This is a genomic window from Massilia sp. BKSP1R2A-1, from assembly GCF_050586525.1.
In the GTDB taxonomy this organism is placed as follows: Bacteria; Pseudomonadota; Gammaproteobacteria; order Burkholderiales; family Burkholderiaceae_D; genus Telluria.
In genome coordinates, this window is the sequence record NZ_JBOBRE010000015.1 from 53,261 (window position 1) to 76,126 (window position 22,866).

Annotated in this window: 22 protein-coding genes; 10 read left to right on the top strand and 12 right to left on the bottom strand. The window is 65.7% G+C overall.

The genetic code is table 11. The annotated features are described in order from the left end of the window. The first annotated feature begins 4 nt into the window (after positions 1-4). The 3 genes from ACQ7JA_RS20460 (at position 5) to ACQ7JA_RS20470 (ending at position 3,184) form a co-directional block, all read left to right on the top strand. A complete protein-coding gene (locus ACQ7JA_RS20460; protein WP_430901131.1) occupies positions 5-1,003 on the top strand; it encodes a succinylglutamate desuccinylase in 999 nt (332 codons plus the stop codon). Between the two features lie 70 nt (positions 1,004-1,073). Beyond that, complete coding sequence (locus tag ACQ7JA_RS20465; protein ID WP_430901133.1) at positions 1,074-2,192, top strand: NADH:flavin oxidoreductase/NADH oxidase; 1,119 nt, start codon at positions 1,074-1,076, stop codon at positions 2,190-2,192. Between the two features lie 122 nt (positions 2,193-2,314). Continuing rightward, positions 2,315-3,184 carry a head GIN domain-containing protein gene (locus tag ACQ7JA_RS20470; RefSeq protein ID WP_430901135.1) on the top strand — a complete coding sequence of 290 codons (870 nt, stop codon included), beginning with the start codon at positions 2,315-2,317 and terminating at the stop codon, positions 3,182-3,184. A 1-nt stretch (position 3,185) separates the two neighbouring features. Here the strand turns inward: ACQ7JA_RS20470 and ACQ7JA_RS20475 are convergent, their stop codons facing one another. Together ACQ7JA_RS20475 and ACQ7JA_RS20480 are read right to left on the bottom strand one after the other, a co-directional pair. Beyond that, positions 3,186-3,578: a DUF6058 family natural product biosynthesis protein gene (locus ACQ7JA_RS20475; RefSeq protein ID WP_430901299.1), complete on the bottom strand. Its 393-nt coding sequence runs from the start codon at positions 3,576-3,578 to the stop codon at positions 3,186-3,188. Between the two features lie 156 nt (positions 3,579-3,734). Next, positions 3,735-4,919 carry a globin domain-containing protein gene (locus ACQ7JA_RS20480; protein ID WP_430901137.1) on the bottom strand — a complete coding sequence of 395 codons (1,185 nt, stop codon included), beginning with the start codon at positions 4,917-4,919 and terminating at the stop codon, positions 3,735-3,737. A gap of 231 nt (positions 4,920-5,150) precedes the next feature. Between ACQ7JA_RS20480 and ACQ7JA_RS20485 the strand changes: the two genes are divergently transcribed. Continuing rightward, entirely contained in the window at positions 5,151-6,617 is a 1,467-nt protein-coding gene (locus ACQ7JA_RS20485; RefSeq protein WP_430901139.1) for an APC family permease, read from the top strand. Between the two features lie 4 nt (positions 6,618-6,621). Next, entirely contained in the window at positions 6,622-7,260 is a 639-nt protein-coding gene (locus ACQ7JA_RS20490) for a CatA-like O-acetyltransferase (RefSeq protein ID WP_430901141.1), read from the top strand. Between the two features lie 3 nt (positions 7,261-7,263). Here the strand turns inward: ACQ7JA_RS20490 and ACQ7JA_RS20495 are convergent, their stop codons facing one another. The 4 genes from ACQ7JA_RS20495 to ACQ7JA_RS20510 form a co-directional block, all read right to left on the bottom strand. Then, a complete protein-coding gene (locus ACQ7JA_RS20495; protein WP_430901143.1) occupies positions 7,264-8,343 on the bottom strand; it encodes an alpha/beta fold hydrolase in 1,080 nt (359 codons plus the stop codon). Positions 8,344-8,509: 166 nt separating this feature from the next. Then, entirely contained in the window at positions 8,510-10,675 is a 2,166-nt protein-coding gene (locus ACQ7JA_RS20500; protein ID WP_430901145.1) for a S46 family peptidase, read from the bottom strand. A gap of 134 nt (positions 10,676-10,809) precedes the next feature. Further along, on the bottom strand, positions 10,810-12,099 hold the full coding sequence (gene cls, locus ACQ7JA_RS20505; protein ID WP_430901147.1) for a cardiolipin synthase: 1,290 nt from the start codon (positions 12,097-12,099) through the stop codon (positions 10,810-10,812). Positions 12,100-12,166: 67 nt separating this feature from the next. Next, positions 12,167-12,436 carry a GlsB/YeaQ/YmgE family stress response membrane protein gene (locus ACQ7JA_RS20510; RefSeq protein WP_020656446.1) on the bottom strand — a complete coding sequence of 90 codons (270 nt, stop codon included), beginning with the start codon at positions 12,434-12,436 and terminating at the stop codon, positions 12,167-12,169. 272 nt (positions 12,437-12,708) lie between these two features. Here ACQ7JA_RS20510 and ACQ7JA_RS20515 point away from each other — a divergent pair, with 272 nt between their 5' ends. Beyond that, positions 12,709-14,226, top strand: coding sequence for a hypothetical protein (locus ACQ7JA_RS20515; RefSeq protein ID WP_430901149.1), 1,518 nt, complete (start codon positions 12,709-12,711; stop codon positions 14,224-14,226). Between the two features lie 175 nt (positions 14,227-14,401). Here the strand turns inward: ACQ7JA_RS20515 and ACQ7JA_RS20520 are convergent, their stop codons facing one another. The 3 genes from ACQ7JA_RS20520 to ACQ7JA_RS20530 are packed head-to-tail and all read right to left on the bottom strand — an operon-like array spanning position 14,402 to position 16,101. Next, positions 14,402-14,977 carry a YceI family protein gene (locus ACQ7JA_RS20520; protein WP_430901151.1) on the bottom strand — a complete coding sequence of 192 codons (576 nt, stop codon included), beginning with the start codon at positions 14,975-14,977 and terminating at the stop codon, positions 14,402-14,404. Between the two features lie 26 nt (positions 14,978-15,003). Next, positions 15,004-15,555, bottom strand: a complete 552-nt coding sequence (locus ACQ7JA_RS20525) for a YceI family protein (RefSeq protein WP_430901153.1) — start codon at positions 15,553-15,555, stop codon at positions 15,004-15,006. 9 nt (positions 15,556-15,564) lie between these two features. Continuing rightward, positions 15,565-16,101, bottom strand: a complete 537-nt coding sequence (locus tag ACQ7JA_RS20530; RefSeq protein ID WP_430901155.1) for a cytochrome b — start codon at positions 16,099-16,101, stop codon at positions 15,565-15,567. A 203-nt stretch (positions 16,102-16,304) separates the two neighbouring features. Between ACQ7JA_RS20530 and ACQ7JA_RS20535 the strand changes: the two genes are divergently transcribed. After that, complete coding sequence (locus ACQ7JA_RS20535; protein WP_430901157.1) at positions 16,305-18,281, top strand: TonB-dependent receptor plug domain-containing protein; 1,977 nt, start codon at positions 16,305-16,307, stop codon at positions 18,279-18,281. 48 nt (positions 18,282-18,329) lie between these two features. Here ACQ7JA_RS20535 and purB read toward each other — a convergent pair whose 3' ends face one another. Next, complete coding sequence (gene purB / locus ACQ7JA_RS20540) at positions 18,330-19,709, bottom strand: adenylosuccinate lyase (RefSeq protein ID WP_430901159.1); 1,380 nt, start codon at positions 19,707-19,709, stop codon at positions 18,330-18,332. 156 nt (positions 19,710-19,865) lie between these two features. Here purB and ACQ7JA_RS20545 point away from each other — a divergent pair, with 156 nt between their 5' ends. Together ACQ7JA_RS20545 and ACQ7JA_RS20550 are read left to right on the top strand one after the other, a co-directional pair. Then, on the top strand, positions 19,866-20,480 hold the full coding sequence (locus ACQ7JA_RS20545; RefSeq protein ID WP_430901161.1) for a glutathione S-transferase C-terminal domain-containing protein: 615 nt from the start codon (positions 19,866-19,868) through the stop codon (positions 20,478-20,480). Continuing rightward, on the top strand, positions 20,477-21,418 hold the full coding sequence (locus ACQ7JA_RS20550; RefSeq protein WP_430901163.1) for a PfkB family carbohydrate kinase: 942 nt from the start codon (positions 20,477-20,479) through the stop codon (positions 21,416-21,418). The genes ACQ7JA_RS20545 and ACQ7JA_RS20550 overlap by 4 nt, the downstream gene beginning before the upstream one ends. A 54-nt stretch (positions 21,419-21,472) precedes the next feature. On the opposite strand, the gene bfr is transcribed toward ACQ7JA_RS20550, so the two are convergent. Both bfr and ACQ7JA_RS20560 read right to left on the bottom strand, forming a co-directional pair. Continuing rightward, on the bottom strand, positions 21,473-21,943 hold the full coding sequence (gene bfr / locus ACQ7JA_RS20555; RefSeq protein ID WP_258827122.1) for a bacterioferritin: 471 nt from the start codon (positions 21,941-21,943) through the stop codon (positions 21,473-21,475). Between the two features lie 241 nt (positions 21,944-22,184). Beyond that, a complete protein-coding gene (locus ACQ7JA_RS20560) occupies positions 22,185-22,394 on the bottom strand; it encodes a (2Fe-2S)-binding protein (RefSeq protein WP_430901165.1) in 210 nt (69 codons plus the stop codon). A gap of 211 nt (positions 22,395-22,605) precedes the next feature. Here ACQ7JA_RS20560 and ACQ7JA_RS20565 point away from each other — a divergent pair, with 211 nt between their 5' ends. Beyond that, positions 22,606-22,863, top strand: a complete 258-nt coding sequence (locus tag ACQ7JA_RS20565; RefSeq protein ID WP_258827120.1) for a FeoA family protein — start codon at positions 22,606-22,608, stop codon at positions 22,861-22,863. The last annotated feature ends 3 nt before the right edge of the window (positions 22,864-22,866 follow it).

Sequence of the window (22,866 nt, forward strand, 5' to 3'; positions counted from 1 at the left end):
AGCCATGAGCGCAGCCGACAACCCTGCGCTGCCGGAAGCGGTGCGCGCACTGGCCGAAGCCGACTTCGGTGCGGTCGCGCAGCGCTTCGCGGAGGCCGGCTTCGCGGTCGGCCTGCCGGCGCCCGGCATCCTCACGGTGAAGGGCGCGCCCGGCGCCGCCCACCCCGCCGTGCTGGTGTCGGTGGGCGTGCACGGCGACGAGACCGGACCGATCGAAATGCTTGCCTGGCTCATCGAAGCCCTGTCGCGCACCCCGCGCGAACTGGCGGTGGACCTGATGCTCTGCGTCGGCAACATCGACGCGATCGCCCAGGGCAAGCGCTTCATCGACGCGGACCTGAACCGCATGTTCCGTGCGGACCGTGGTTCTCTTGCGGGAACCGCGGAAGCGGCGCGCGCCGATGCGCTCATCGCCGCCACGGTGGACTTCTTCGCCGGCGCGGGTCCGCAGCGCTGGCACCTCGACCTGCACACGGCGATCCGTCCCTCGCACTATCCGATGTTCGCGATCGTGCCGGAGATCATTCCGGACGAACCACGCAAGGCGCTCATCGACTGGCTGGGGGAGGCGGCGATCGGCGCCGTCATCATGAACCCGAAGTCGGTGGGCACCTACAGCTACTACTCGGCCGAGCACCATGGGGCGGCGGGCAGCACCGTGGAGCTGGGGCGTGTCGGCACGCTGGGACAGAACGACCTGTCGCAGTTCGCGGACGCGTCCGCGGCGCTGGATCGTCTGCTGCGCGGCCGGCCGGCTGTAGAGGCCAAGGCCGCGCCGCACGTGTTCGCGACGGCGCGCCAGGTGATCAAGCTGTCCGACGCTTTTGCCATGTCGGTGGGACGCGAGACCTGGAACTTCACGCCGATGAAGAAGGGCGAGGTGATCGCGACCGATGGCGACACGGTGTACGCCGTTGAACATGACGAAGAACTGGTCGTGTTCCCGAACCCGGATGTGCGGGTTGGCCTGCGTGCGGGGCTGATGGTCGTTCGTATCGGCTGACTTTTTCAGGCTCGCAGCACCGAAATCCCTGCTGCACTAGACTGAGGCCTTTGCTCCAAACGGAGGCCTCATGTCGAGCAAGCTTTTCGCCCCAGTCACCCTGGGTCCCCTGCAACTGTCCAACCGCATCGCCATCGCGCCGATGTGCCAGTATTCCGCCGTCGATGGATTCCCCACCGACTGGCACATGATCCATCTCGGCAACCTCGCCCTGTCCGGCGCGGGCCTGCTCATCATCGAAGCGACCGCCGTCACGCCCGAGGGCCGCATCTCCCCTGACGATCTCGGCCTGTGGCTGGATGCCCACCAGGAAGCGCTGGCGCCCGTCATCCGCGCCATGCGCCGCCACTCGCCCATCAGGATCGCCGTCCAGCTGGCCCACGCCGGCCGCAAGGCCTCGAGCGAGGTGCCGTGGGAGGGCGGGGCCAACATTCCGCCAGGCCAGCCGCGCGGCTGGCAGACCGTGGCGCCGTCAAACGTGCCGCATGCGCAAGGCGAAACCGTGCCGCTGGCGCTGGATGCGGACGGTCTGGCGCGCATCAGGGAAGGTTTCGTGGCGGCAGCCAGGCGCGCCCATGCCCTTGGCCTGGACGGCATCGAGCTGCACGGCGCCCACGGCTACCTGCTGCACCAGTTCCTCTCTCCCTTGTCGAACCGGCGCGAGGACGCATACGGAGGCGCGCTGGAAAACCGCATGCGTTTCCCGCTCGAGGTCTTCGAGGCCGTGCGCGCCGCCGTGCCACCGGCGATGGCGGTCGGCATGCGCATCTCGGCCACCGACTGGGTCGAGGGCGGCTGGGAGATCGAACAGAGCGTACGCTTCGCCCGGGAACTGAAAGCACGCGGCTGCGACTTCATGCACGTCTCCAGCGGCGGCCTGTCGCCGCAGCAGAAGATCCCGGTCGGGCCGGGCTACCAGATCGCCTTCGCCGAACGCATCAAACAGGAGACGGATTTGCCGACCATCGGTGTCGGCCTGATCACCGAGCCGCGGCAGGCCGAGGACATCCTGCAGCAGGGCCAGGCCGACGTGGTGGCGCTGGCGCGCGCCATGCTCTACGATCCGCGCTGGCCCTGGCATGCGGCGGCCGAACTGGGCGACCAGGCATTCGCCCCGCCGCAGTACTGGCGCTCGCAGCCGCGCGAGTACAAGGAGCTGTTCGGCAGCACGCGGCTCGGGCAACGCTGATCGTTCCTTCCGCCCTGCAGCAGCTCATCCACCTTTTTCTGCAGCCTGTCGCAGACCGGGGGCGGGGGGTCGGCGTGGTGATTACAGTGATGTCACTTGATCACCAACCAAAGGATACCTCCATGCGCACGCTCCTTGCCCTCGCTACCGCCGCCGCCCTCGCCACCCTGGGTGGCTGCGCGATCATCGTCGTGCCGGACAATGGCGACGTGCATATGCGTTCGGCCTTCAGCAACGATGTCGTGGAAGGCAACGGCGTGGCGGCGCGCGACGAGCGCTCGGTGGGCGCGCATGGCAGGCTGGAGATCGGCGGCGCGATGCTGGTCGAGGTGCGTGTCGGCCCGGCGCCCTCGCTGGTGGTGGAAGCCGACAGCAACCTGCTGCCCTATATCCGCACCGAGGCGCGCGGCAACACGCTCCTGATCACGGGCGACCGCCTCCTGCGCAGCAAGACCCCGATGCGCATCGTCTATACGACACCGCGCCTGTCGGAAGTGCGCGCCGGCGGCGCCGGCAAGGTCGTGGTGAGCGAGCTCGCGGGCGCGCCCCTGGACGTGCACAAGAGCGGTTCGGGGCAGATCCGCCTGGCCGGGAAGGTCGAGAGCCTGAACGCGCGGGTGAGCGGTTCCGGCACCCTCGATGCGGGCGAGCTGCACAGCGCCAGTGCGGACCTGAGCGTCAGCGGCTCCGGCCGCATGAATGTCGGCGACGTGCAGGGCGACTATGCGCGCGTGCAGGTGTCCGGCTCGGGTGTGCTGCAGGCGGCCGGCCGCGTGCGTTCGCTGAATGCGCGCGTCTCCGGCTCGGGCAGCGTCGACCTGGCCGCGCTGTCGACCCAGGAGGCCGACCTGGCCTCGTCCGGTTCGGGCGGCATCCGCGCGACCATGAAGCAGTCGCTGGTCGCCCATGGCGGCGGCTCGGGCGGCATCCGCGTGTACGGCCAGCCGGCCCGGAGCAGCATCACCGGCAAGGGCGTGCAGCTGCTGGACTGACCTACAGGCCGTGCACCCGGCGCATCTCGTCCACGTAGCGGTAGCGCGAGCTGCGCGCCACCTCATGTGGGGCGAAGGGACTGCTGACGCTGTCCAGCAGGTCGACGCAGCGGCGCAGCCGTGCGCGGCCGTCCGCTTCCCGGATCAGCGCGATCGCCAGCTCCTTGGCCGCGATGTCTTCCGGCAGGCCAGACACGGTGCATAGTCCATACGTGCCATCGAGGAAAGCCGCCCATTCGGCGGCGAGATGCGCGTCCGTCGCCAGCGGGTCCGGACAGCCGAGGCCCGAGGCCGCAAGCTGGTCGAGTCGGGCGCGGTAGCGCCGGGCGAAGACGGCAAAGGCCTCGCGTTCGCTGCCGAGCGGGCGCAGGCTCCTGCCACTGCTGTAGCTGATCGCTGCCGATCGCGGAGCCTGCCAGCAGCTGCGCGCGGGTGAGGAAGTGTTCGTTGAGGTAGTGGATCAGTTCCATGCGGGTCTCGCCAGTTCAAGCATGGCGAGACTGTATGCGCTTGCCGGCCGCGATGCTTCGGCCGGCGCCGAAGCGTGGACTTACAGCAGGTTGTCCAGCAGGTCCGGACCGAAGACTTCGCGGTGCAGCCTGGCCGCCGGGGCGCCGGCCGCCAGCAGGGAGTTCCACTGCGCCTGCATGAAGGGCAGGGGGCCGCACAGATAGACGTCGGTCTCGCCGCGCGGCCAGGAGGGCAGGCGCGCCAGTTCCATCTTCCCTTTCAGGACGTTCGGCGCCTCGCCTTCCTCGTGGAAGGTCACGACGTGCAGGTGCGGCATGCGTGCCTGCGCGGCCGCCACATCAAGCTGGTGCGCGTGGTGGGCGCTATCGCGCGCCGCATGGGCGAAGATCACGCGCCGTTCCGGGGCTACCGCTGCGATGCGGTTCAGGGCCGCGATCATCGGCGTGATGCCGATGCCGGCCGACAGCAGCACCACCGGCTCGTTCGACTCGGTATCCGGCAGGAAGTCGCCGAAGGGGTGGCTCACCTGCAGCACGTCGCCCGCCTTGACGTTGGCGTGCAGCCAGGTCGAGACCTCGCCCGCCGGGTGCGCGCCGCCATCCTCGCGCTTGACCGAGATGCGCATCGCATCCTTGCCCGGCGCGTCCGACAGGCTGTACTGGCGCAGCTGGCGATGGCCGTCGGGGAAGTCCACCGCCACGCTCACGTACTGGCCGGCCTGGAAGGGAGGCAGGGCGCCTCCTTCGGGCTGGAGGCGGATCGCGATCACGTTCTCGCTCTCGCGCACCACGTCCAGCACGCGCATCGGGCGGGTCTCGCCCGGCTGCACGCCGGCTTCCTCGTACATCTTCGCTTCCGCATCGATCAGGAGGCGCGCCAGCGAGGTATAGGCTTCTTCCCAGGCCTTGAGCAGCGGCTCGGTGGCGGCATCGCCCAGCACGGTCTTGATCGCGCCGAGCAGGTGGTGGCCGACAATGGGGTAGTGATCGGCGCGGATGCCCACCGAAGCGTGCTTGTGCACGATGCGGCTCACGACCGGTCCCAGCGCGGCGGCGTTGCCGATGTTCGCCGCATAGGCGAAGACGGCCGAAGCCAGCGACTGCTGCTGGACGCCGCTGACCTGGTTGCCCATATTGAACAGGTTCTTCAGCTCCGGGTGGGCGGCGAACATGCTGGCGTAGAAGGTGGTGGTGATGGCCAGGCCATGCTCGCGCAGCACGGGAACGGAAGCGTCGATATAGGGGCGGGAAGCGGTCGAGATCATGATGATGTTGTCCTTATTGATGCATTATATATGCATGTTTAGAGCCGAAAAAATGGTCCGGACGGGCTGGGGTTCGTGCGGGCGCAGCCATTCTATCAAAGATGCTCGGCAAATGCATGTTTAAGCAAACTATTTTTCGGCACAGACTCAACAGCCCCTATAATCGCAGGTTTTGATTGGCGGATGATTAACGCCGCCGAGCCTGCCAACCGCGCCACCAAAGGACTTGCCGTGAATCTGACCCTGGGCCAAAAGCTGATCCGCACCAAAACAGCTGACCGTCACCATGACGGCGACGGCGCGGAAGGCGGTGGCCTGCAACGCTCGCTCGGCCTGTTCCCGCTGACCATGATCGGCGTCGGCGCCACCATCGGCACCGGCATCTTCTTCACCATGGTCGAAGCGGTGCCGAAGGCCGGTCCGGCCGTCATTCTCTCCTTCCTGCTGGCCGCCCTCACCGCCGGCCTGACCGCGCTGTGCTACGCCGAACTGGCGGGCCGGGTGCCGGCCGCCGGCTCCTCCTACTCCTTCGCCTACGCCACCGTGGGCGAGTTCGCCGCCTTCATCGTCGCGGCCTGCCTGCTGCTCGAATACGGGCTCGCGGGGAGCGCTGTGGCGATCGGCTGGTCCGACTACCTGAACAACTTCCTGATGAATGCCTTCGGCTGGGAGATCCCGGCCCACCTGCGTTCGCCGATGTTCGTGTCCGACCACCACAACGTCCATTTCACGCCCGGTAACTTCAACCTGCCCCCGGTGATCCTGGTGGCGATGTGCTGCCTGCTGCTGGTGCGCGGCACCAAGGAATCGGCCACCACCAATGCCATCATGGTGCTGGTCAAGCTGGCCATCCTGATCTTCTTCGCGGTGATCGCTTTCACCGGTTTCGACACCGCCAACTTCACCCCCTTCTTCAATCCTGACGCGGACAGCGGTTACGTCGGCATGGCCGGCGTGACCGCCGCCGCCGGCACCGTGTTCTTCTCCTTTATCGGCCTGGACACCATCGCCACCGCCGGCGAAGAGACCAACAACCCGCGCCGCAACGTCCCGATCGGCATCCTGGCCGCGCTCCTGATCGTGACCGTCTTCTACCTGCTGGTGGCGGTGGCGGCGATGGGCGCCCAGCCTTCGCACATGTTCGCGGGCCAGCAGGCCGGCCTGTCGGTGATCCTGCAGAACGTGACCGGCCAGGCCTGGCCGGCGCTGGTGCTGTCGGCCGGCGCCGTGGTCTCGGTGTTCTCGGTGACCCTGGTGACGATCTACGGCCAGACCCGTATCCTGTACGCGATCAGCCGCGATGGCCTGATCCCGAAGACCTTCCAGAAGGTGAACAAGCGCACCCTGGCCCCGACCAGCAATACCGTGATCGTCTGCCTGGTGGTGGGCGCGGTGGCCGGCCTGGTCGACGCGACCTTCCTGTGGGACATGGTGAGCATGGGGACCCTGACCGCCTTCATCGTGGTCTCGATCGCGGTGCCGGTGATCCGCGCCAAGCAGGGCCGCGGCGAGCCGGGCCAGTTCCGCGTGCCTTTCGGCCCCTACGTGATCCCCGGCCTGTCGGTGCTGGCCTGCCTGTACATCATGAAGGACCTGTCGCCGGCCACCTTCCGCGTCTTCTTCATCTGGATGGCGGTGGCGGTGGCGACCTACTTCCTGTACAGCGTGCGCCACAGCCGCCTGAACAAGGCCCAGTAAGACGATGGAGAAGTTCGCGCTGCGCCGCGACCGTTTCGCCCTGTTCGACGGCATGGACGGCGCGGCGGTCAACCTGTGCTTCCCGCTCGAGTTGCCGGACTTCCGGCCCTGGTGCAGGGAACAGGGCCTGGCGCCCTTCCACGTGCTGCTCTACGCGGTGCTGCGTTCCACGCTGAAGATCGAGAACTTCCGCTACCGCCTGCTGGACGGCGAGGTCTTCCGCATCGACAGCCTGCGCCCCTCCTTCACGGTGATCAACCAGCACCAGGACCTGAACTTCGCCCTGTTCGAGTGGAGCGACGACCTGCGCGAATTCGTCGCACGCGGCATCGCGGCGCGCGAAGCGGCATCGAACATGACGGAGCTGAACGCGGCCTACCGCGGCCTGAGCCCGCGCGAAGCGAAGGAGCAGGTCTTCATCACCTGCATCCCCTGGCTGGCCTTCACCTCCATCCAGCACCCGAGCGCCTCGCTGGCGCATCCGGACATTCCCTCGCTCGCCTGGGGCAAGTTCAGGGACGCGCCCGGCGGACGCCTCGAAATTCCCTTCTCGATCCAGGCCCACCACGGTTTCGTCGACGGCTTCCACGTCCACCAGCTGGCCGAGCAGATCGCGGCCGAGCTGGCCGCATTGATGACCTGACCTTCATTTCGCCAGCGGCCTGACCACCTCGAGCAGGCTGACCAAGGTCTTGCCCGGTTCTTCCCACGGCGCCATGTGGGCCGAGCGCTCGAACCAGACCACGCGCTTATACGGCGCGTCCACCCTGTCCATCCATTCCACCGTCGGCGCCGCCGGCGTCGTGTAGTCGTGCCGGCCCAGGAACATCACGACCGGAATGGGGAAGCGCGCCACTTTCGAAAAATCGACGTCCAGGAAGGTCGGCAGCACCCGGCCCAGGGTCAGCACATTGCCCTTGTCGATGTCCTTCACCTGCTGCGGCGTGTACTCCGGCGAGAGCAACGGTCCGCGGAAGTAGTAGCCGGACTCGCTGCGGAAGGCGCTCAAGCCGCCGTAATGCTGCGGCCACTTGCGCGCGATGATGATGCGCTCGCGGGTGATGGGCTGGTCGCCCGGGTAGGGGGCGATGGCGGCCATCTCCTTGACTGCCTGCGCATTGTTCTCGCGTTTCGCCCGTTCGAAGGCGTAGTCGAAGCTGATGCGCTCGTTCTCGCGCACGTTCAGCACCTGGCCGATGCCGACATAGGCGTAAAACAGGTCGGGACGCTCCAGCGCGGCCTGCATGCCGACCACCGTGCCCCAGCTGTGTCCCATCAGGATCAGCTTGCGCTTGCCGTAGCGCGTCTTCAGGTGCTCGGCCACCTCGATCGCATCCTTGACGTAGCGTTCGATGCGGATCGTGTCCGCCACCAGATTCGGATCGGTCTCGCCATAGCTCTTGCCGGATGCCCGCTGGTCCCAGTTCGCCACCGTGAAGTATTCCTCGATCGGGCGCTGGAACTGCCACACGGTCGGCGTCACGGGAGCGGCCGGGCCGCCGTGCACGAACAGGATCATGGGGTTGTCGCGGTCCTGGCCGCGCACGTTCAGCCACTGCTCGACGCCGCCGATCTTCGTCTTGTACGAATCCTGCACCCCGGTTGGCGCCACGATGCGGGACAGGTCTTCGATGATGGCGCGCGATTTCGCGTAAGGGTCGGCTTCCTGCGCCGGGACAAGGGCGGATACCAATAGCGCGCCAATGAACAGCCATGCTTTCTTCATCCTGCGTCTCCGTTCGGTGAGTCGGTGAGGACAGCATAGCGCCGCGTATGCACGCGTGCGAGGCATGCGCGACGAACTGCACGATACGCGGTGCGAACGGTGCGGGCGGCAACAAAAAAAAGCCACGCGGCCTTGCGGCGGCGTGGCTCTTCTGGAAGTGCCGTGCTTATTGCACGTTCATTTCCTTCAGCAGGTTATCGGCCTTGTCCACGTGCTTCATATTCCACAGCATGTAGCGGCTGTCGACCTGGATCGAGCGCGTCATGGCCTTGTTGAAGTCCCAGTCCGAGATGATCGAATCCAGGGTGCCGTCGAAGGCCAGGCCGATCAGCTCGCCCTTCGAGTTCAGCGCGGCCGAACCCGAGTTGCCGCCGGTGATGTCCAGCGTCGCCAGGTAGTTGACCGGCACGGTCTTGAGCTTCGGATCGACGTACTTGCCGAAGTCCTTGGCCTGGATCGCCGCCAGCTGGGCGGCCGGCGCGTTGAACTCGCCTTCGCCGGTGTGCTTGGCCACGATGCCCTTCGGCGTCGTGAACGCGGTCCAGGAGCCGGTGCCGTCGGCGCCGACGTCGCGGCCGGTGACCTTGCCGAAGGTGACGCGCAGGGTGCCGTTGGCGTCAGGATAGACGGCCTGGCCCTTGCTGTTCATGAACGCGATCTTGGCGCGCATGTAGTTGCCGTAGGCTTGCTGGATCTTGCCTGCCAGTTCCTCTTCCTGGGCTTCATCCTTCATGCCCGCGTCGTACATGGCGACGGCGGCCTTGATGAAGCTGTCGTTCGAGGCCTGGAATTCGGCCGGCGACTTCTTCAGCCATGCGCTGCGCTCTTCCTTGTTGGCCAGCTTCGAGCCCGCGTAGATGCGGTCCAGCGCGCCCTTCAGCTCGGCTTCGCTCATGCCCGGCTTGATGCCGAGGGCGGCGTCGAATGCGGCGTCATGCTCGTTTGCCGGCTGCGCGTTGTACTTGGTGAGGAAATGCAGCACCAGGGCCTTGTCGACCTTCTCGTCGTAGGTACGGTCCTGGCCGGCCACGACCGAGTTCCAGCGCGACAGGTCGCGTTCCTGGAAGCCGGTCTTGCGCTCGGCGTCCGGCTTGCTGCGCTCATTGGCCAGGCGGTACAGCGAACGCGCCGAGGACAGGAACTTCGGCTGGGCATAGCCCAGGTAGAAGCCCTTCTTGGCGTTGGCGTCGCGCTCGGCGATCAGCTTCTCGGCGGTCTCGATGTCGGCGGCGTACTGGGCCTTGCGGGCCGGGTTCGCGTTGACCCATGCTTTCAGGGCATTGTGCTCGGCAGTCTTACGCTGCAGGAAGTCGCTGTTGGCATACGAAGTCAGCATGCCCTTGCGGTTCTTGTAGTAGTTGTTGACGCCGGCAACCTGGCCTGCGTACTTGAGCTTGGCGGCCGGGTCGTTCTTGGTCTCGCGCTCGATGATCGCCAGGGTGTCGCCCGATGCCTGCACGAAAGCCGGGTAGTTCCAGGTGAAGGTCGATTCGACTTCCGACGGCAGGCGGTGGCGGTTGGTGCGGCCCGGGTAGCCCAGCACCATCACGAAATCGCCTTCCTTGGCGCTGGCGGCCGGGCTGGCGATCTTCAGCACGTGCTTCGGCTTGTAGGGCACGTTGTCCTTCGAGAACTCGGCGGCCTTGCCGTCCTTGCTCACGTAGGCGCGGTAGAAGCCGTAGTCGCCGGTGTGGCGCGGCCACATCCAGTTGTCGGTGTCGCCGCCGAACTTGCCGACGCCGGCCGGCGGTGCGTGCACCAGGCGCACGTCACGGATTTCGAGCTGCTTCAGGCGGTAGAACTCCAGGCCGCCGTAGTAGCTGGCCACGGTGCAGCGGTAGCCGGCGTCCTTCTCGCATTCCGACACCAGTTTCTTCTGGTTCTTTTCGATGGCGTCGATGCGCGCCTTGCCGCTCAGCTTGGCGACTTCCGGCGTGATGATCTGGTCGGTGACGTTGGCGACTTCCTCGGTCACGTAGACGCGGCTGCCCGGGGCGGCCGGCAGCTCTTCGCCGAGGGTCTTGGCCAGGAAACCGTTGGCCAGCAGGTCGCGCTCCGGCGTCGAGTTGACGGCGATGCTGTTGTACACGCAGTGGTGGTTGGTGACGACCAGGCCCTGCGGCGAAACGAAGGAAGCCGAGCAGCCGCCAAGGCTCACGATCGCGCCCATCGGGAATTCGGTCAGCTTGGTCAGGGTGGCCGGATCGAGCTTGAGGCCGGCGGCTTTCAGTTGCTTGGCTACTTGTGGCAGCTGCTGCGGCATCCACATGCCTTCGTCCGCTTGTGCGGCGAAGCTGGTCAGGATGGCCAGCGAGAGGAGGGTCTTTTTCATTCGCGTCTGTCTTTATGAGGAAGGGAACTCGAGGGCTCCGTAGAGCATCCGAGAGTATCCGTAATCCCCATATGCATCGTCAACCAATATTTCGCGCCGACAAACCGATAATTTTGCTCTGAGAAAACTAGTGTTTACAGTTGATCGCCCACCAGCGACGCGACGCTGGTGGTGAAACGTTCCCACAGCGGCCGTTCGCGGAATTCGGCCTTGGTCACCGGATTCGAGCGCTTCCAGTCGTCCTCGAAGATGGCGGTCTGCTGGCGTGCGAACTCCGCATGCAGGACGTTCAGGTTGGCCTCGTCGTTGATGCTGAAGGAGCGGTTGTCGAAGTTGGTCGAGCCCACCGAGACCAGCAGGTCGTCGACGATCAGGGCCTTCACGTGGTACATCGTGGGCTGGTACTCGGCCAGCTTGACGCCGGCCGCGAGCAGCTCGCCCCAGCGCTCGCGCGAGGCCGCCTTGACCAGGTCGGAGTCGATGATGTCGCCCGGCATCAGGATGCGCACCCTGACGCCGCGCTTGGCCGCCTCGATCAGGGTGCGGATGGTGAGGTCGTCCGGCACGAAGTAGGCCGCCGACAGGTCGATGGTGTGCCGCGCGGCGGTGATCGCCATCAGGTACATCAGGTGCATCGATTCGCTGCCGCCGGTGGGCGAGCTCGAGAACATCTGGGCGGGCATGTCGCCTACCGGTGTCAAGGCCGGGAAATAGTCCGGGCCGTCGAGCACGGTGCCGGTGGCCTTCAGCCAGTTGTCGTTGAACACGGCCTGGATCTGGCCCACCACCGGGCCCTCGACGCGGAAATGGGTGTCGCGCCAGTGGTCCTTGTCCTGGGCGTTGCCGCGCCACTGGTCGGCGATGCCGACGCCGCCGGTGAAGCCGACCTTGCCGTCGATCACCAGGAGCTTGCGGTGGGTGCGGTTGTTCAGGCGCGCCAGCTTCCACCACACCGGCTTGTGGTAGCGCTGGACCAGCACGCCGGCCTGTTTCATGGCGTCGATCTGGGCCAGGTCCATCTTCACGCTGCCCATGAAGTCCAGCATCACATGCACTTTCACGCCGGCGCGGGCGCGCTCCATCAGGGCGTCGGCGAATTCCTGCCCGATCGATTCCGACCAGTAGATATAGGTCTCGAAGGTGATGGTTTTCTCCGCCGAGCGGATCGCGCCCAGCATGGCGGGGAAGATCTGGTCGCCGTTGAGCAGGACCTCGACCTTGTTACCTTCGAGAATGGGCGGACCCAGCAGGACGCCGAGCGAACGGCGGAATTGCGGATCGTTGCTGTCGTACTGGCGGCTCAGCCGCGTGTCGATCTGTTTTTCGTTCGGGGCGAAATTGAGCAGCAAAATGCCGCCCACCAGGGTGAGGGCGGCTGTGACCAGAATGGTCCAGAACAGGGAGGGCGTGACTTTGCGGCGCATGAGCTTGCAAACGTAAAAAAACCAACGCGTGAAGCGTTGGTTTTTACATGGGGCTATTCACTGAAGATTAGCGAACACGGCCGCGACGCAGCAGGTTCACGATCGCCAGCAGGATGACAGCGCCCAGGAAGGACACCAGCAGCGAGGAAACGCTGAAGTCGTCCGAATTGATGGTGCCAGAGCCGAACAGTGGGGAGAGCAGCCAGCCGCCCAGGAAGGCGCCGACGATACCGACCACGACATTGAGAATCATGCCTTGTTCAGCGTCGGTTTTCATGACCATGCTGGCCAGCCAGCCCAGAATGCCACCGACAACGATCCAAATGATGAATAACATGGTGTACCTCCTTAAATTGAGAAAACATACCCCCAGGCCAGTGATGCGTTGATTGCCGTGGCCATGGAGAAAAGTCTAGAGACCAGTCCCCTTCAGGTCGGTGCGGCAACGAACGTTAGACGGCGAATCGCAAGTCCCGTTCTGATGCCGCCGGTTTTCGGGTCAAGAGTGCGTCAGCGAACAGAAGAGGCGATAGGGCAGGCATAAGGTTGAAAACACTCGCACTACCCGATTGCAAGACCCGAGCACCTGACCCTTCGAAAGGATTCGATATGAGCAGCTTTGACACCACCGGCAACAACAATCAAAACCAGAATTCGCGCATGGTCACCGGCCTGTTCCCGGACCGTGCCAGCGCCGAGCGCGCCTACAGCTCGATCTCCACCCGCGGCTATGGCAAGGACGACGTCAACCTGATGATGTCGGACTCCACCCGCAAGACCCACTTCGCCGACACCGACACTGAACTGGGCAGCAAGGCCGCCGAAGGCGCCGGCATCGGCGCCGGCATCGGCGGCACCATCGGCGCCGTCCTGGCGGGCATCGCCGCCGTCGGCACCACCCTGGTCCTGCCGGGCCTGGGCGTGGTCGTGGCCGGCCCGCTGGCGGCCGCACTGGCCGGCGCCGGCGCCGGCGGCATCACCGGTGGCCTGATCGGCGCGCTGATCGGCGCCGGCATCCCGGAAGAACGCGCCAAGCACTATGAGGAAGGCATCAAGGGTGGCGGCATCGTGATGGGCGTGCACGCACGTTCGGACGAAGATGCACGCCACATCGAGCAATCGTGGACCGACCACGGCGGCACCCACATCATCGGCACCGGCGTCGGCGCCCTCGGCGGCGCGGCGGCAGGCGCCGCCATCGGTTCGGCGGCCGGTCCGATCGGCACCGTGGCCGGCGCGGCGATCGGCGCCGTCACCGGCGGCATGGCCGGCAAGGGCGTCGGCGAAGTCGTGAATCCGAAGTCCGGCGACGACCTGTCGGAACACTACCTGGCCAAGGGCGTGGGCGCCAGCAGCGGCGCGGCCGTGGGCGCGATGGCCGGTGCGGCCGCCGGCCCGATCGGCATGGCGGCGGGCGCCGTCGTGGGCGGCCTGGCGGGCGGCGCGGCCGGCCGTGGCGCGGGCGAAGTGGTGAATCCAAAAGCCACCGACGACCTGAACGACCATAACCTGGCCCAGGGCGTGGGCGGCGCCGGCGGCGCGGCGGTCGGCGCGGCGGCAGGCTCGGTGGCCGGCCCGGTCGGTGCGGTGGCAGGCGCCGTGATCGGCGGCCTGGCAGGCGGCGCGGCCGGCAAGGGCACGGGCGAAGTCGTGAACCCGAAACCGGGCGACGAACTGCGCGACCACCACCTGGGCACCGGCGTCGGCGCGGCCGGCGGCGCGGCGGTCGGTGGCGCAGTGCTGGGCGGCGCGGTCGGCGGCCCGGTCGGCGCGGTGGCCGGCGCCGGCATCGGCGCAGCGGTCGGCGGCATGGCCGGCAAGGGCGTGGCCAAGATGGTCAACCCGCAGGAAGAAGACGCCCACTGGCGCAACCAGTACCAGACCCAGCCCTACTACACCCCGGGCTACACCTACGACGACTACGCACCGGCCTACGCGCTGGGCTACAACTCGGCAGGCCGCTATCCGGGCGGCTACGACATGCACGAGAACGAGCTGTCGAGCGAGTGGGAACGCACCAAGGGCAACTCGCGCCTGAGCTGGGAACAGGCCAAGCACGCTTCGCGCGCCGCATGGCACAAGGTGGAACGCGCGATCCCGGGCGATGCGGACCGCGACGGCCGCTAAGCGCTAGCAAACTAGCGATATAAAAAAAGCCCCCGGCGCCTAGCGGTGCCGGGGGCTTTTCGTAGGGTGGACGGCTCTGCCGTCCGCGCGTTCAAACAGATTGTGATCAGCGACGCAGCGTCAGATCATCAGGGCGTTGAACGCGCGGTCGGCGAAGCCGACCACCCTACATTTGTCACTGCTTGACCGCTTCGACCTGGATCGCCAGCTTCACTTCCGGCGAGAACTTCGGCAGGGCGTAGTTGATGCCGAAGTCGCTGCGCTGGAAGGTGCCGGTCACGTCGGCGCCGCACACTTCGCGCTTGAGCATCGGGTGGTCGATGCACTTGAACTTGTTGATGGTCAGGGTCAGCGGCTTGGTCACGCCGTGCAGGGTCAGTTCGCCTTGCGCCGAGGTCGGGACGTCGCCGGTGAAGGTGATCGACTTGGACTTGAAGGTGGCGGTCGGGTACTTGGCGGCGTCGAAGATGTCCGGGCTCTTCGCGTGCTCGTTCATCTTGTCGTGGCCGAAGTCGATGCTGTCGATGTGGACGGTGATGTCCAGGGTGCCGGTCTTCTTCGCGCGGTCCAGGGTCACGGTGCCTTCGCTCTTGTTGAACTTGCCGCGCCAGACCGAGATGCCCATGTGGTCGGCCTCGAAGCTCGGGTAGGTGTGGCCCGGCTCGATCTTGTAGGTGTCGGCGGCGAAGGCGATGCCGGCGCCGAGGGTGCTCGAAGCGGCCAGGGCCGCGATCAGGTGAGTGAATTTCATGTGGACTTTTCCTTGGGTTAAAAGATTTACTGGCCCGCTGTGACGCGGAACTTGATGACAACTTCATCGGCGACCATGCTCGTGTCCTTCCACTCGCCTTCGCCGATGTTGAAGGCCAGCCGCTTGATCGGCAGCGCGCCTTCGAAGACCTGCTTGCCGCCGTCCGCCTTCACGGTCAGCGGGAAACTCACGTTGGCGCTGCGGCCTTTAATGGTCAGCTTGCCGCTGACATTCAGCTTGCCGGCGCCCGCCGGCGCGATCGCCGACGAGACGAAGCTCGCCTTGGGGAACTGCGCCGCGTTGAACCATTCTTTCTTGGTCACTTCCTTGTTGTATTCGGCATCGCCCAGGTCGAAGCTGCCCACCATGATCTCGACGTTCGCCTTCGAGGCGGCCGGCTTGGCGGCGTCGTAGTCGATCTGTGCGGTGAACTGCTTGAACTTCGCTTCGACCGGCACGCCCATCTGGGTGAAGGTGGCGCTCACGCTGCTTTTCGCAGGGTCGGTCTTGAGGACGGCGGCGCCGGCGAGGGCGCTGGCGAAGACGGATGCCAGCAGCAGGCCTTGGATCGGTTTCATGGGGACTCCTTACGTTTTGGAAAAAGGCAGCATGCGCGCCATCACGCGGTCGCGGTCGACCAGCAGGTGCTTGAGGGCGGCCGCCACGTGCAGGCCGACCAGGCCGGCCAGCAGCATGTTGAGCCAGTAGTGCACGTCCTTGAGGACGAGTTTCAGGGCCGGGTCCGGTCCCATCAGCACCGGCAGCTTGACCAGGCCGAACCAGACGATCGGATAGCCGGTCGCCAGGCTGTAGAAATAGCCGGACAGCGGCACCGCGAACATCAGGACGTAGAGCAGCCAGTGCAGGCCGTGCGAGGCGCCGCGCTGCCAGGCCGGCATCTCGTCGGCATAGGCGGGCGGCTGCCGGAACAGGCGCCACAGCAGGCGCAGCGCGGCGAGCAGCAGCACCGTGACGCCGGCCCACTTGTGCCAGTTGAAGTACTTCAGCTTGGTCGGGGTGATGCCCGGGATATCGGTCATGACCAGGCCGAGCGTGAAGGTGCCGACGATCAGCAGGGCGATCAGCCAGTGCAGGACGATGGCCGTGGTGGTGTAGCGATGCATAGTTATCCCGAAGGAAAGTCGTACGAATTAGAACTAACTATAGCAAAGTTCCGCCTGTATTGCTGACCAGGGGCATTTTTTTCGGTTCGTACACTAGCACGTAACGTAATAAGTGCACAGCCATTGCTGTCAGAATGTAAAATTCGCTCTCAGGGCTGTTATCAAAATAACTTGGCGGAAACACCGCTGCGGGAGCAGGATCGATGAACAACTTCATCGCCTCATGCCTATCGGGCATGCACGGAAAGCGCATCGGGCTGGCCTGCCTGTGCGCAGCGCTGGCATGGCCTGCGCTGGCAGCCAGCTACGATGACGCACAGGGCCGTTCCGACGAACTGGCTGACCTATCGATCGAAGAACTGGCCACCATCCAGGTCACCTCGGTGTCGAAGAAGCCCGAGCGCCTGCTCGATGCGCCGGCCTCGGTGTTCGTGATCACGGCCGACGACATTCGCCGCGCCGGTGCGCAAAGCCTGCCCGAGGCCTTGCGCCTGGCGCCCACCTTGCACGTGGCGCAGCGCTCCAGCTACGGCTATGCGATCAGTGCGCGCGGAATGAACGGCAGCAGCAACAGCGCCCCCAACAAGCTTCTCGTGATGATCGACGGCCGCTCGGTCTACGCCCCCCTGTTCTCCGGCGTGTTCTGGGACATGCAGGACGTGATGCTGGAAGACGTCGAGCGCATCGAAGTGATCAGCGGTCCGGGCGGCACGTTGTGGGGCGTGAACGCCGTCAATGGCGTCATCAACATTACCACGCGTTCGGCCGCGGCGACCCAGGGCAGCCTGGCCGTACTGCGCGGCGCGAGCGATGGCGGGGATGCCGCCTTCCGCCAGGGCGGACGCAGCAGGGACGTCGACTGGCGCGTCCACGGCAAGGCGCTGCGGCGCTGGCACGGCGAGACCGACGACGGTGGGCGCGTGAACGACGCCTGGCGCCGGGCGCAGTTGGGTTTCCGGGCGGACTGGGCGCGCGCAAGCAATACCTTCAGCGTCAACGGCAGTGTCTTCCGCGGCGACCTTGAGCAGCCGGAACCGGGCGAGATCTCGGTCAGCGGCACCGCGCTGCGCCTGGGCGACATCGACACCGAGGGCGCCAACCTGACGGGCCGCTGGGAACGCGCGCTGGACGACGGCGGACGTCTCTCGGTACAGGCCTACCTCGATCACTCCCGGCGCAAGGTCCCGCCGACCTTCACCGAGTCGCTGCAGATCGCCGATGTCCAGTTCCAGCATACGCTGCCGGCCTGGGGCTCTCACAGCCTGGTGTGGGGCGCGAACCTTCGCCACAGCTGGGACGAGGTCGAGAACAGCGATGTGATTGCCTTCCTGCCGGCGAAGACGGAGCAGACCTGGGCCAGCCTGTTCGCCCAGGACGAGATCGCGTTGCGGCCCGACCTGAGCCTGACATTGGGCGCACGCGTCGAGCGCAACGACTATACCGGCAATGAGTTCCTGCCCACCGCGCGCCTGTCCTGGCGCCTGGCGCCGCGCCATGCGCTGTGGACCGCGCTCTCGCGTACGGTGCGCGCGCCGACCCGGCTGGACGCCGACGCCTTCATCCCGGGCCGCCCGCCCTACCTGCTGCGCGGCGGGCCGCGGGTGCGTTCGGAAGTGGCGCGCGTGTTCGAGGTCGGCTACCGCGGCCAGCCGCTTACCGCTCTCTCCTTGTCGGCGACCGTGTTCCACAATGACTACGACCACCTGCGCACCCAGGAGATCGATCCGAGCCGGACCTTCATCACCTTCGACAGCCTGATGGAAGGGAAAGCGACCGGCATCGAGATGTGGGGCAGCTACCAGCTGAGCCGGGCCTGGCGCATGTCGGCCGGCTTCACGGCCCTGCACGAGCGCCTGCGCCTGAAGCCGGGCAGCAACGACGCGGCCGGGCCGGGCACGGCGGGCAAGGATCCGGAACACACCTTGCAGCTGCGCTCGCACTACGCTTTCGACGAGCGGCGCGAACTCGAAGTCGGGTTGCGCAAGGTGGCGGCGCTGGAAAACCCATCGGTGCCGGGCTACTGGGCGCTCGACGCGCGTTTCGGCTGGCGCGTTGCGCCGGGCGTGGAAGTGTCGGTGGTGGGGCAGAACCTGAACGGCAGCCACGCGGAGTACGGGGCTGCCGGGGCGCGGGCGGAGATCGACCGCAGGGTGGGAGTCAAACTGGTGTGGAGCCTGTAACGCTGGCGGCGGGCCGTCGGGTGGGCGGAGGACCGCCCACCCGACGATTCAGATCGCTTTTGCGAGCTGCGCGGCGATGCCGGTGTAGTTCGCCGGCGTCATTTGCAGCAGCAGGTCCCTGGCTTCCTGCGGCACCGCCAGCTTGCCGATGAATTCCTGCAGCGCTTCGCGGGTGATGCCCTTGCCGCGGGTGAGTTCCTTCAGCTGCTCATACGGATTCTCGATGCCGTAGCGGCGCATCACGGTCTGCACCGGCTCGGCCAGCACTTCCCAGCTCGCGTCCAGGTCGGCTTCGAGGCGGGCGGCATTGACTTCCAGCTTGTTCAGGCCGCGCAGGCAGCTGTCGTAGGCCAGCAGGGCGTAGCCGAAGCCGACGCCGATATTGCGCAGCACGGTCGAATCGGTGAGGTCGCGCTGCATGCGCGAGACCGGCAGCTTTTCCGCCATGTGGCGCAGCACCGCGTTGGCCAGGCCCAGGTTGCCTTCCGAGTTTTCGAAGTCGATCGGGTTGACCTTGTGCGGCATGGTCGACGAGCCGATCTCGCCGGCCTTGAGCTTCTGCTTGAAGTAGCCCAGCGAGACATAGGTCCAGATGTCGCGGTTCAGGTCGAGCAGGATGGTGTTGGCGCGCGCGATGGCGTCGAACATCTCGGCCATGTAGTCGTGCGGCTCGATCTGGATGGTGTAGGGGTTGAACACCAGGCCCAGGCGCTGCTCGATCACCTCTTTCGAGAAGGCCGGCCAGTCGAAGCCCGGATAGGCCGACAGGTGCGCATTGTAGTTGCCGACCGCGCCGTTCATCTTGCCGAGGATCTCGACGTCGGCGATGCGCTTCACGGCACGCTGCAGGCGCGCGACCACGTTGGCGAATTCCTTGCCGAGGGTGGTCGGGCTCGCGGTCTGGCCGTGGGTGCGCGAGAGCATCGGCAGTTCGGCGTTGACGTGGGCGATCTCGGTCAGCTTGGCAATGATGGCCTGCAGGGCCGGCAGCAGCACGCCGTCGCGCGCGGCCTTGAGCATCATGCCGTGCGAGGTGTTGTTGATGTCTTCCGAGGTGCAGCCGAAGTGGATGAACTCACTTGCCGCCACCAGTTCCGGCACGTCCTTGACCTGTTCCTTCAGCCAGTATTCCACCGCCTTGACGTCGTGGTTGGTGACCGCCTCGATCTCCTTGATGCGCGCGGCCTGCGCGTCGCCGAAGTCCGCGGCCATGCGCTCGAGGTGGGCGTTCGCTTCGTTCGAGAACGGCTTGATCTCCGGGAAGCCGGCCTGCGACAGCGCCTGCAGCCATGCGATCTCGACCTTTACACGGTGGTGCATGAAGCCCGCTTCGGACAGGATGGGGCGCAGCTTGTCGGTCTTCGACGCGTAGCGGCCATCCAGCGGGGACAGGGCCGACAGGGTAGGGGAGGGGACGGTAGAGGTCATGGCGAGCGGTCCGTGCAAAAACGCGGATTTTACCACCGGACGGGTGCCGGGACCTTGCGGACACGGCGCCGCGATGCGCCCAGGCCGCCGTCCGGCGCAGACAAACGGCAAAACGTCGATGTTATACTGGGCTCCAATTTCCTTACCCGGGCATGTATGAAACTCATCGGTTCAGTCACCAGTCCCTATGTGCGCAAAGTCCGCGTCGTGATGGCGGAGAAAAAGCTCGACTTCAGCCTCGCGCTGGAGAACGTCTGGGTGCCGGAGACCACCATCCAGGAGGTCAACCCACTCGGGAAAATCCCCTGTCTCGTGATGGAAGACGGCAGCACCCTGTACGACTCGCGCGTGATCGCCGAGTACCTCGACACCATCTCCCCGGTGTGCAAGCTCCTGCCCCCTAACGGCCGCGACCGTGCCGAAGTCAAGGTATGGGAAGCACTGGCAGATGGCGTACTCGATGCCGCCATCCTGGTCTTCCTCGAGCGGCGCGAGCGTCCGCCCGAACAGCAGAGCCAGAAATGGATCGACCGCCAGATGGGCAAGGTCCACGCGGGCCTGCGCGAGATGTCGGCCAAGCTGGGCGAATCCACTTACTGCATGGGCACCCACTACTCGCTGGCCGACGTCGCCGCCGGCTGCGCGCTGGGCTGGCTCGCCTTCCGCTTCCCCGACATCGACTGGCGCGGCGACTATCCGAACCTGGCCCGCCTGTTCGACAAGCTTTCCGAGCGCGCGTCGTTCCGCGACACCGTGCCCTTCGTCGCGTGAGCGCGCAGGCCACCACCCTGGCGCCTTGCCTCGTTTTTGGGGAAGCGCTCGTCGACGACTTCAGCACCGAGCAGGTGGTCGGCGGCGCGCCCTTCAACGTGGCGCGCCACCTGGCCGCCTTCATGGCGCCGCAACTGATGATCACCCGCGTCGGCAACGACGCCCCGGGCCAGGCCGTGCGCGCCGAGTTCGAGCGCTTCGCCATGAGCGAGGCCGGGCTGCAGCTCGACGCCATGGAGGAAACCGGTCGCGTGCTGGTCGAGCGCAGCGCGCGCGGCCACCGCTTCACGATCCTGCCGAACCAGGCCTACGACTTCATCGACCGCGACGCGGCCCTCATCGTGGCGGAAGGGGCGCAGCCGGGCATCGTCTACTTCGGCACCCTGGCGCAGCGCAAGGAGCGCTCGCGCACCGCCTTGAATGCCCTGCTCGGCGCCACCTCGGCGTTGCGCTACCTGGACCTGAACCTGCGCGAAGGCCAGTACGAGGAGCGCACCGTCACCCGCTCCCTGCAGGCGGCGAACGTCGCCAAGGTCAACGAGGAAGAGCTGCAGGCCCTGTTCCAGTGGTACTTCCAGATCAAGCCCGAGGATCCGGCCCTGTCGGCCGAGGAAGTGCGCGCCTCCTGCCAGGCGCTGCTGCAAATGTTCTCGCTCGACGCCCTGATCCTCACCCTGGGCCACCGCGGTTCGGCTTACTTCAGTGTGGACGGGCAGGTCATCACGCACCGCGACAATCCGGCGCCGCCTTTCGTGATCGACACGGTGGGTGCGGGGGATGCCTTCTCGGCGATTTTCCTGCTGGGGAAGATGCGGGACTGGCCGCTGGACGTCACCCTGGCGCGGGCCAACGAGTTCGCGGGGGCGATCTGCGCGATTCCGGGCGCGGTGCCGCGGGATCTCGGATTCTATGACCAGTGGATGAGGAAGTGGCGCTGAGCGCCTGAGGCTTCAGGCCAGGATCCGCTGCCGGACGCCTGGCCTGCGTGGGAATTACTCGCTGATCTGGCTCTGCAGGTAGTTCTGGATACCGACCTTCACGATCAGGTCCAGCTGGGTCTCCAGCCACTCGATGTGCTCCTCGGTGTCTTCGAGGATCATCAGGAACAGGTCGCGGGTCACATAGTCCGCCGCCGCTTCCGCCGCCGCGATGCCTTCCTTGACCGTCACCTGGGCCGCGCGCTCGAGCTTGAGGTCGCATTCCAGCATTTCCTGGGCCGATTCACCGATGAGCAGCTTGTGCAGGGCTTGCAGGTTGGGCAGGCCGTCGAGCATCAGGATGCGGTCGATCAGCTTGTCGGCGTGCTTCATCTCGCCGATCGATTCGTCGTATTCCTTCTTCGCCAGCTTGCCGAAGCCCCAGTGGCGGTACATGCGCGCATGCAGGAAATACTGGTTGATCGCGGTGAGTTCGTTGGTCAGCTGCGCGTTGAGCAGGCGCAGGACGTTTTGGTCGCCTTTCATGGGATGCCCTTGGTGATTTTGAATAGGCTCCATGATAACAAACAAGACGCCAACAAACGGCCAAAAATCGGCGAAAACGCTGAAAAATACGCCTCAAATGCGTGGAAAATGCGTGATATTCGCTGGAATGAAAACCGTTCTCGTTCCATCGCGAGAACGCTTCTCAGTACTGCCGGATTGGCAATGCAAGAGGCGAAAAAAGCCCCGCCGCACGGGCGGGGCAGGAGAACCGGGAGGTGGATCAGGCCGCTTGCGGGACGCGGCGCACTTCGGTAATCGTGGTTTTGCTGTCGAGGTGTTCGTTGAGGACTTCGCGTGCATAGCTGACGCACTTGCCGCACATGGTGCCGACGCCGAGTTCCTTGTGCAGTTCGGCCACCGAAGAAATGCCGAGGTTCACTGCCTGGCGGATTTCGCGGTCGGAGATGTTGTTGCAGACACAGACGATCATCGTTTAGCTTCCTTGCCGTTTTCATCACATAAATGAGAATCAATCTCATTCGTGTTCTATTCTGATGAAACTCGGCGGCGCATGCAAGCGATTTTTGCAGTACGTGCGCAAATTCAGGCGAGTATGATCACCCTGCAAATAGAAATAATTCGCATTTAGGTTTATCATGCACCTATCTGTCTCATCAGCGCTACAACCACCGGACGCGACCATGACTCTTGCTCCCACCCTCACCACGCTCGACGCCCTCCAGGCTGGACAGAGCGCCACCGTGATCCACCTGGCCCCGACCGCGCAGGAGGGCGGCGCCGACGTCCAGCGCCGCCTGATGGAACTCGGCTTCGTGCCGGGCGAGCGCATCCGTGTTCTGAAGCGCGTGCTGGGCGGCCCGCTGGCCGTCAAGGTCGGCGAGTCGACCTTCGCCCTGCGCCGCTTCGAAGCGGCCCTCGTCTCGATCAAACCGGAATAAGTT

Excerpts from the sequence above, each read along its gene's own strand:
- ACQ7JA_RS20545 (WP_430901161.1), top strand. The coding sequence starts at position 19,866 with ATGAAACTCATCGGTTCAGTCACCAGTCCCTATGTGCGCAAAGTCCGC.
- ACQ7JA_RS20535 (WP_430901157.1), top strand. The coding sequence starts at position 16,305 with ATGAACAACTTCATCGCCTCATGCCTATCGGGCATGCACGGAAAGCGC.
- ACQ7JA_RS20490 (WP_430901141.1), top strand. The coding sequence starts at position 6,622 with ATGGAGAAGTTCGCGCTGCGCCGCGACCGTTTCGCCCTGTTCGACGGC.
- ACQ7JA_RS20525 (WP_430901153.1), bottom strand. The coding sequence starts at position 15,555 with ATGAAACCGATCCAAGGCCTGCTGCTGGCATCCGTCTTCGCCAGCGCC.
- ACQ7JA_RS20560 (WP_430901165.1), bottom strand. The coding sequence starts at position 22,394 with ATGATCGTCTGTGTCTGCAACAACATCTCCGACCGCGAAATCCGCCAG.
- ACQ7JA_RS20495 (WP_430901143.1), bottom strand. The coding sequence starts at position 8,343 with ATGAAGAAAGCATGGCTGTTCATTGGCGCGCTATTGGTATCCGCCCTT.
- ACQ7JA_RS20480 (WP_430901137.1), bottom strand. The coding sequence starts at position 4,919 with ATGATCTCGACCGCTTCCCGCCCCTATATCGACGCTTCCGTTCCCGTG.
- ACQ7JA_RS20470 (WP_430901135.1), top strand. The coding sequence starts at position 2,315 with ATGCGCACGCTCCTTGCCCTCGCTACCGCCGCCGCCCTCGCCACCCTG.
- ACQ7JA_RS20460 (WP_430901131.1), top strand. The coding sequence starts at position 5 with ATGAGCGCAGCCGACAACCCTGCGCTGCCGGAAGCGGTGCGCGCACTG.
- ACQ7JA_RS20465 (WP_430901133.1), top strand. The coding sequence starts at position 1,074 with ATGTCGAGCAAGCTTTTCGCCCCAGTCACCCTGGGTCCCCTGCAACTG.
- ACQ7JA_RS20510 (WP_020656446.1), bottom strand. The coding sequence starts at position 12,436 with ATGTTATTCATCATTTGGATCGTTGTCGGTGGCATTCTGGGCTGGCTG.
- cls (WP_430901147.1), bottom strand. The coding sequence starts at position 12,099 with ATGCGCCGCAAAGTCACGCCCTCCCTGTTCTGGACCATTCTGGTCACA.
- ACQ7JA_RS20500 (WP_430901145.1), bottom strand. The coding sequence starts at position 10,675 with ATGAAAAAGACCCTCCTCTCGCTGGCCATCCTGACCAGCTTCGCCGCA.
- ACQ7JA_RS20515 (WP_430901149.1), top strand. The coding sequence starts at position 12,709 with ATGAGCAGCTTTGACACCACCGGCAACAACAATCAAAACCAGAATTCG.
- ACQ7JA_RS20520 (WP_430901151.1), bottom strand. The coding sequence starts at position 14,977 with ATGAAATTCACTCACCTGATCGCGGCCCTGGCCGCTTCGAGCACCCTC.
- ACQ7JA_RS20565 (WP_258827120.1), top strand. The coding sequence starts at position 22,606 with ATGACTCTTGCTCCCACCCTCACCACGCTCGACGCCCTCCAGGCTGGA.
- bfr (WP_258827122.1), bottom strand. The coding sequence starts at position 21,943 with ATGAAAGGCGACCAAAACGTCCTGCGCCTGCTCAACGCGCAGCTGACC.
- ACQ7JA_RS20530 (WP_430901155.1), bottom strand. The coding sequence starts at position 16,101 with ATGCATCGCTACACCACCACGGCCATCGTCCTGCACTGGCTGATCGCC.
- purB (WP_430901159.1), bottom strand. The coding sequence starts at position 19,709 with ATGACCTCTACCGTCCCCTCCCCTACCCTGTCGGCCCTGTCCCCGCTG.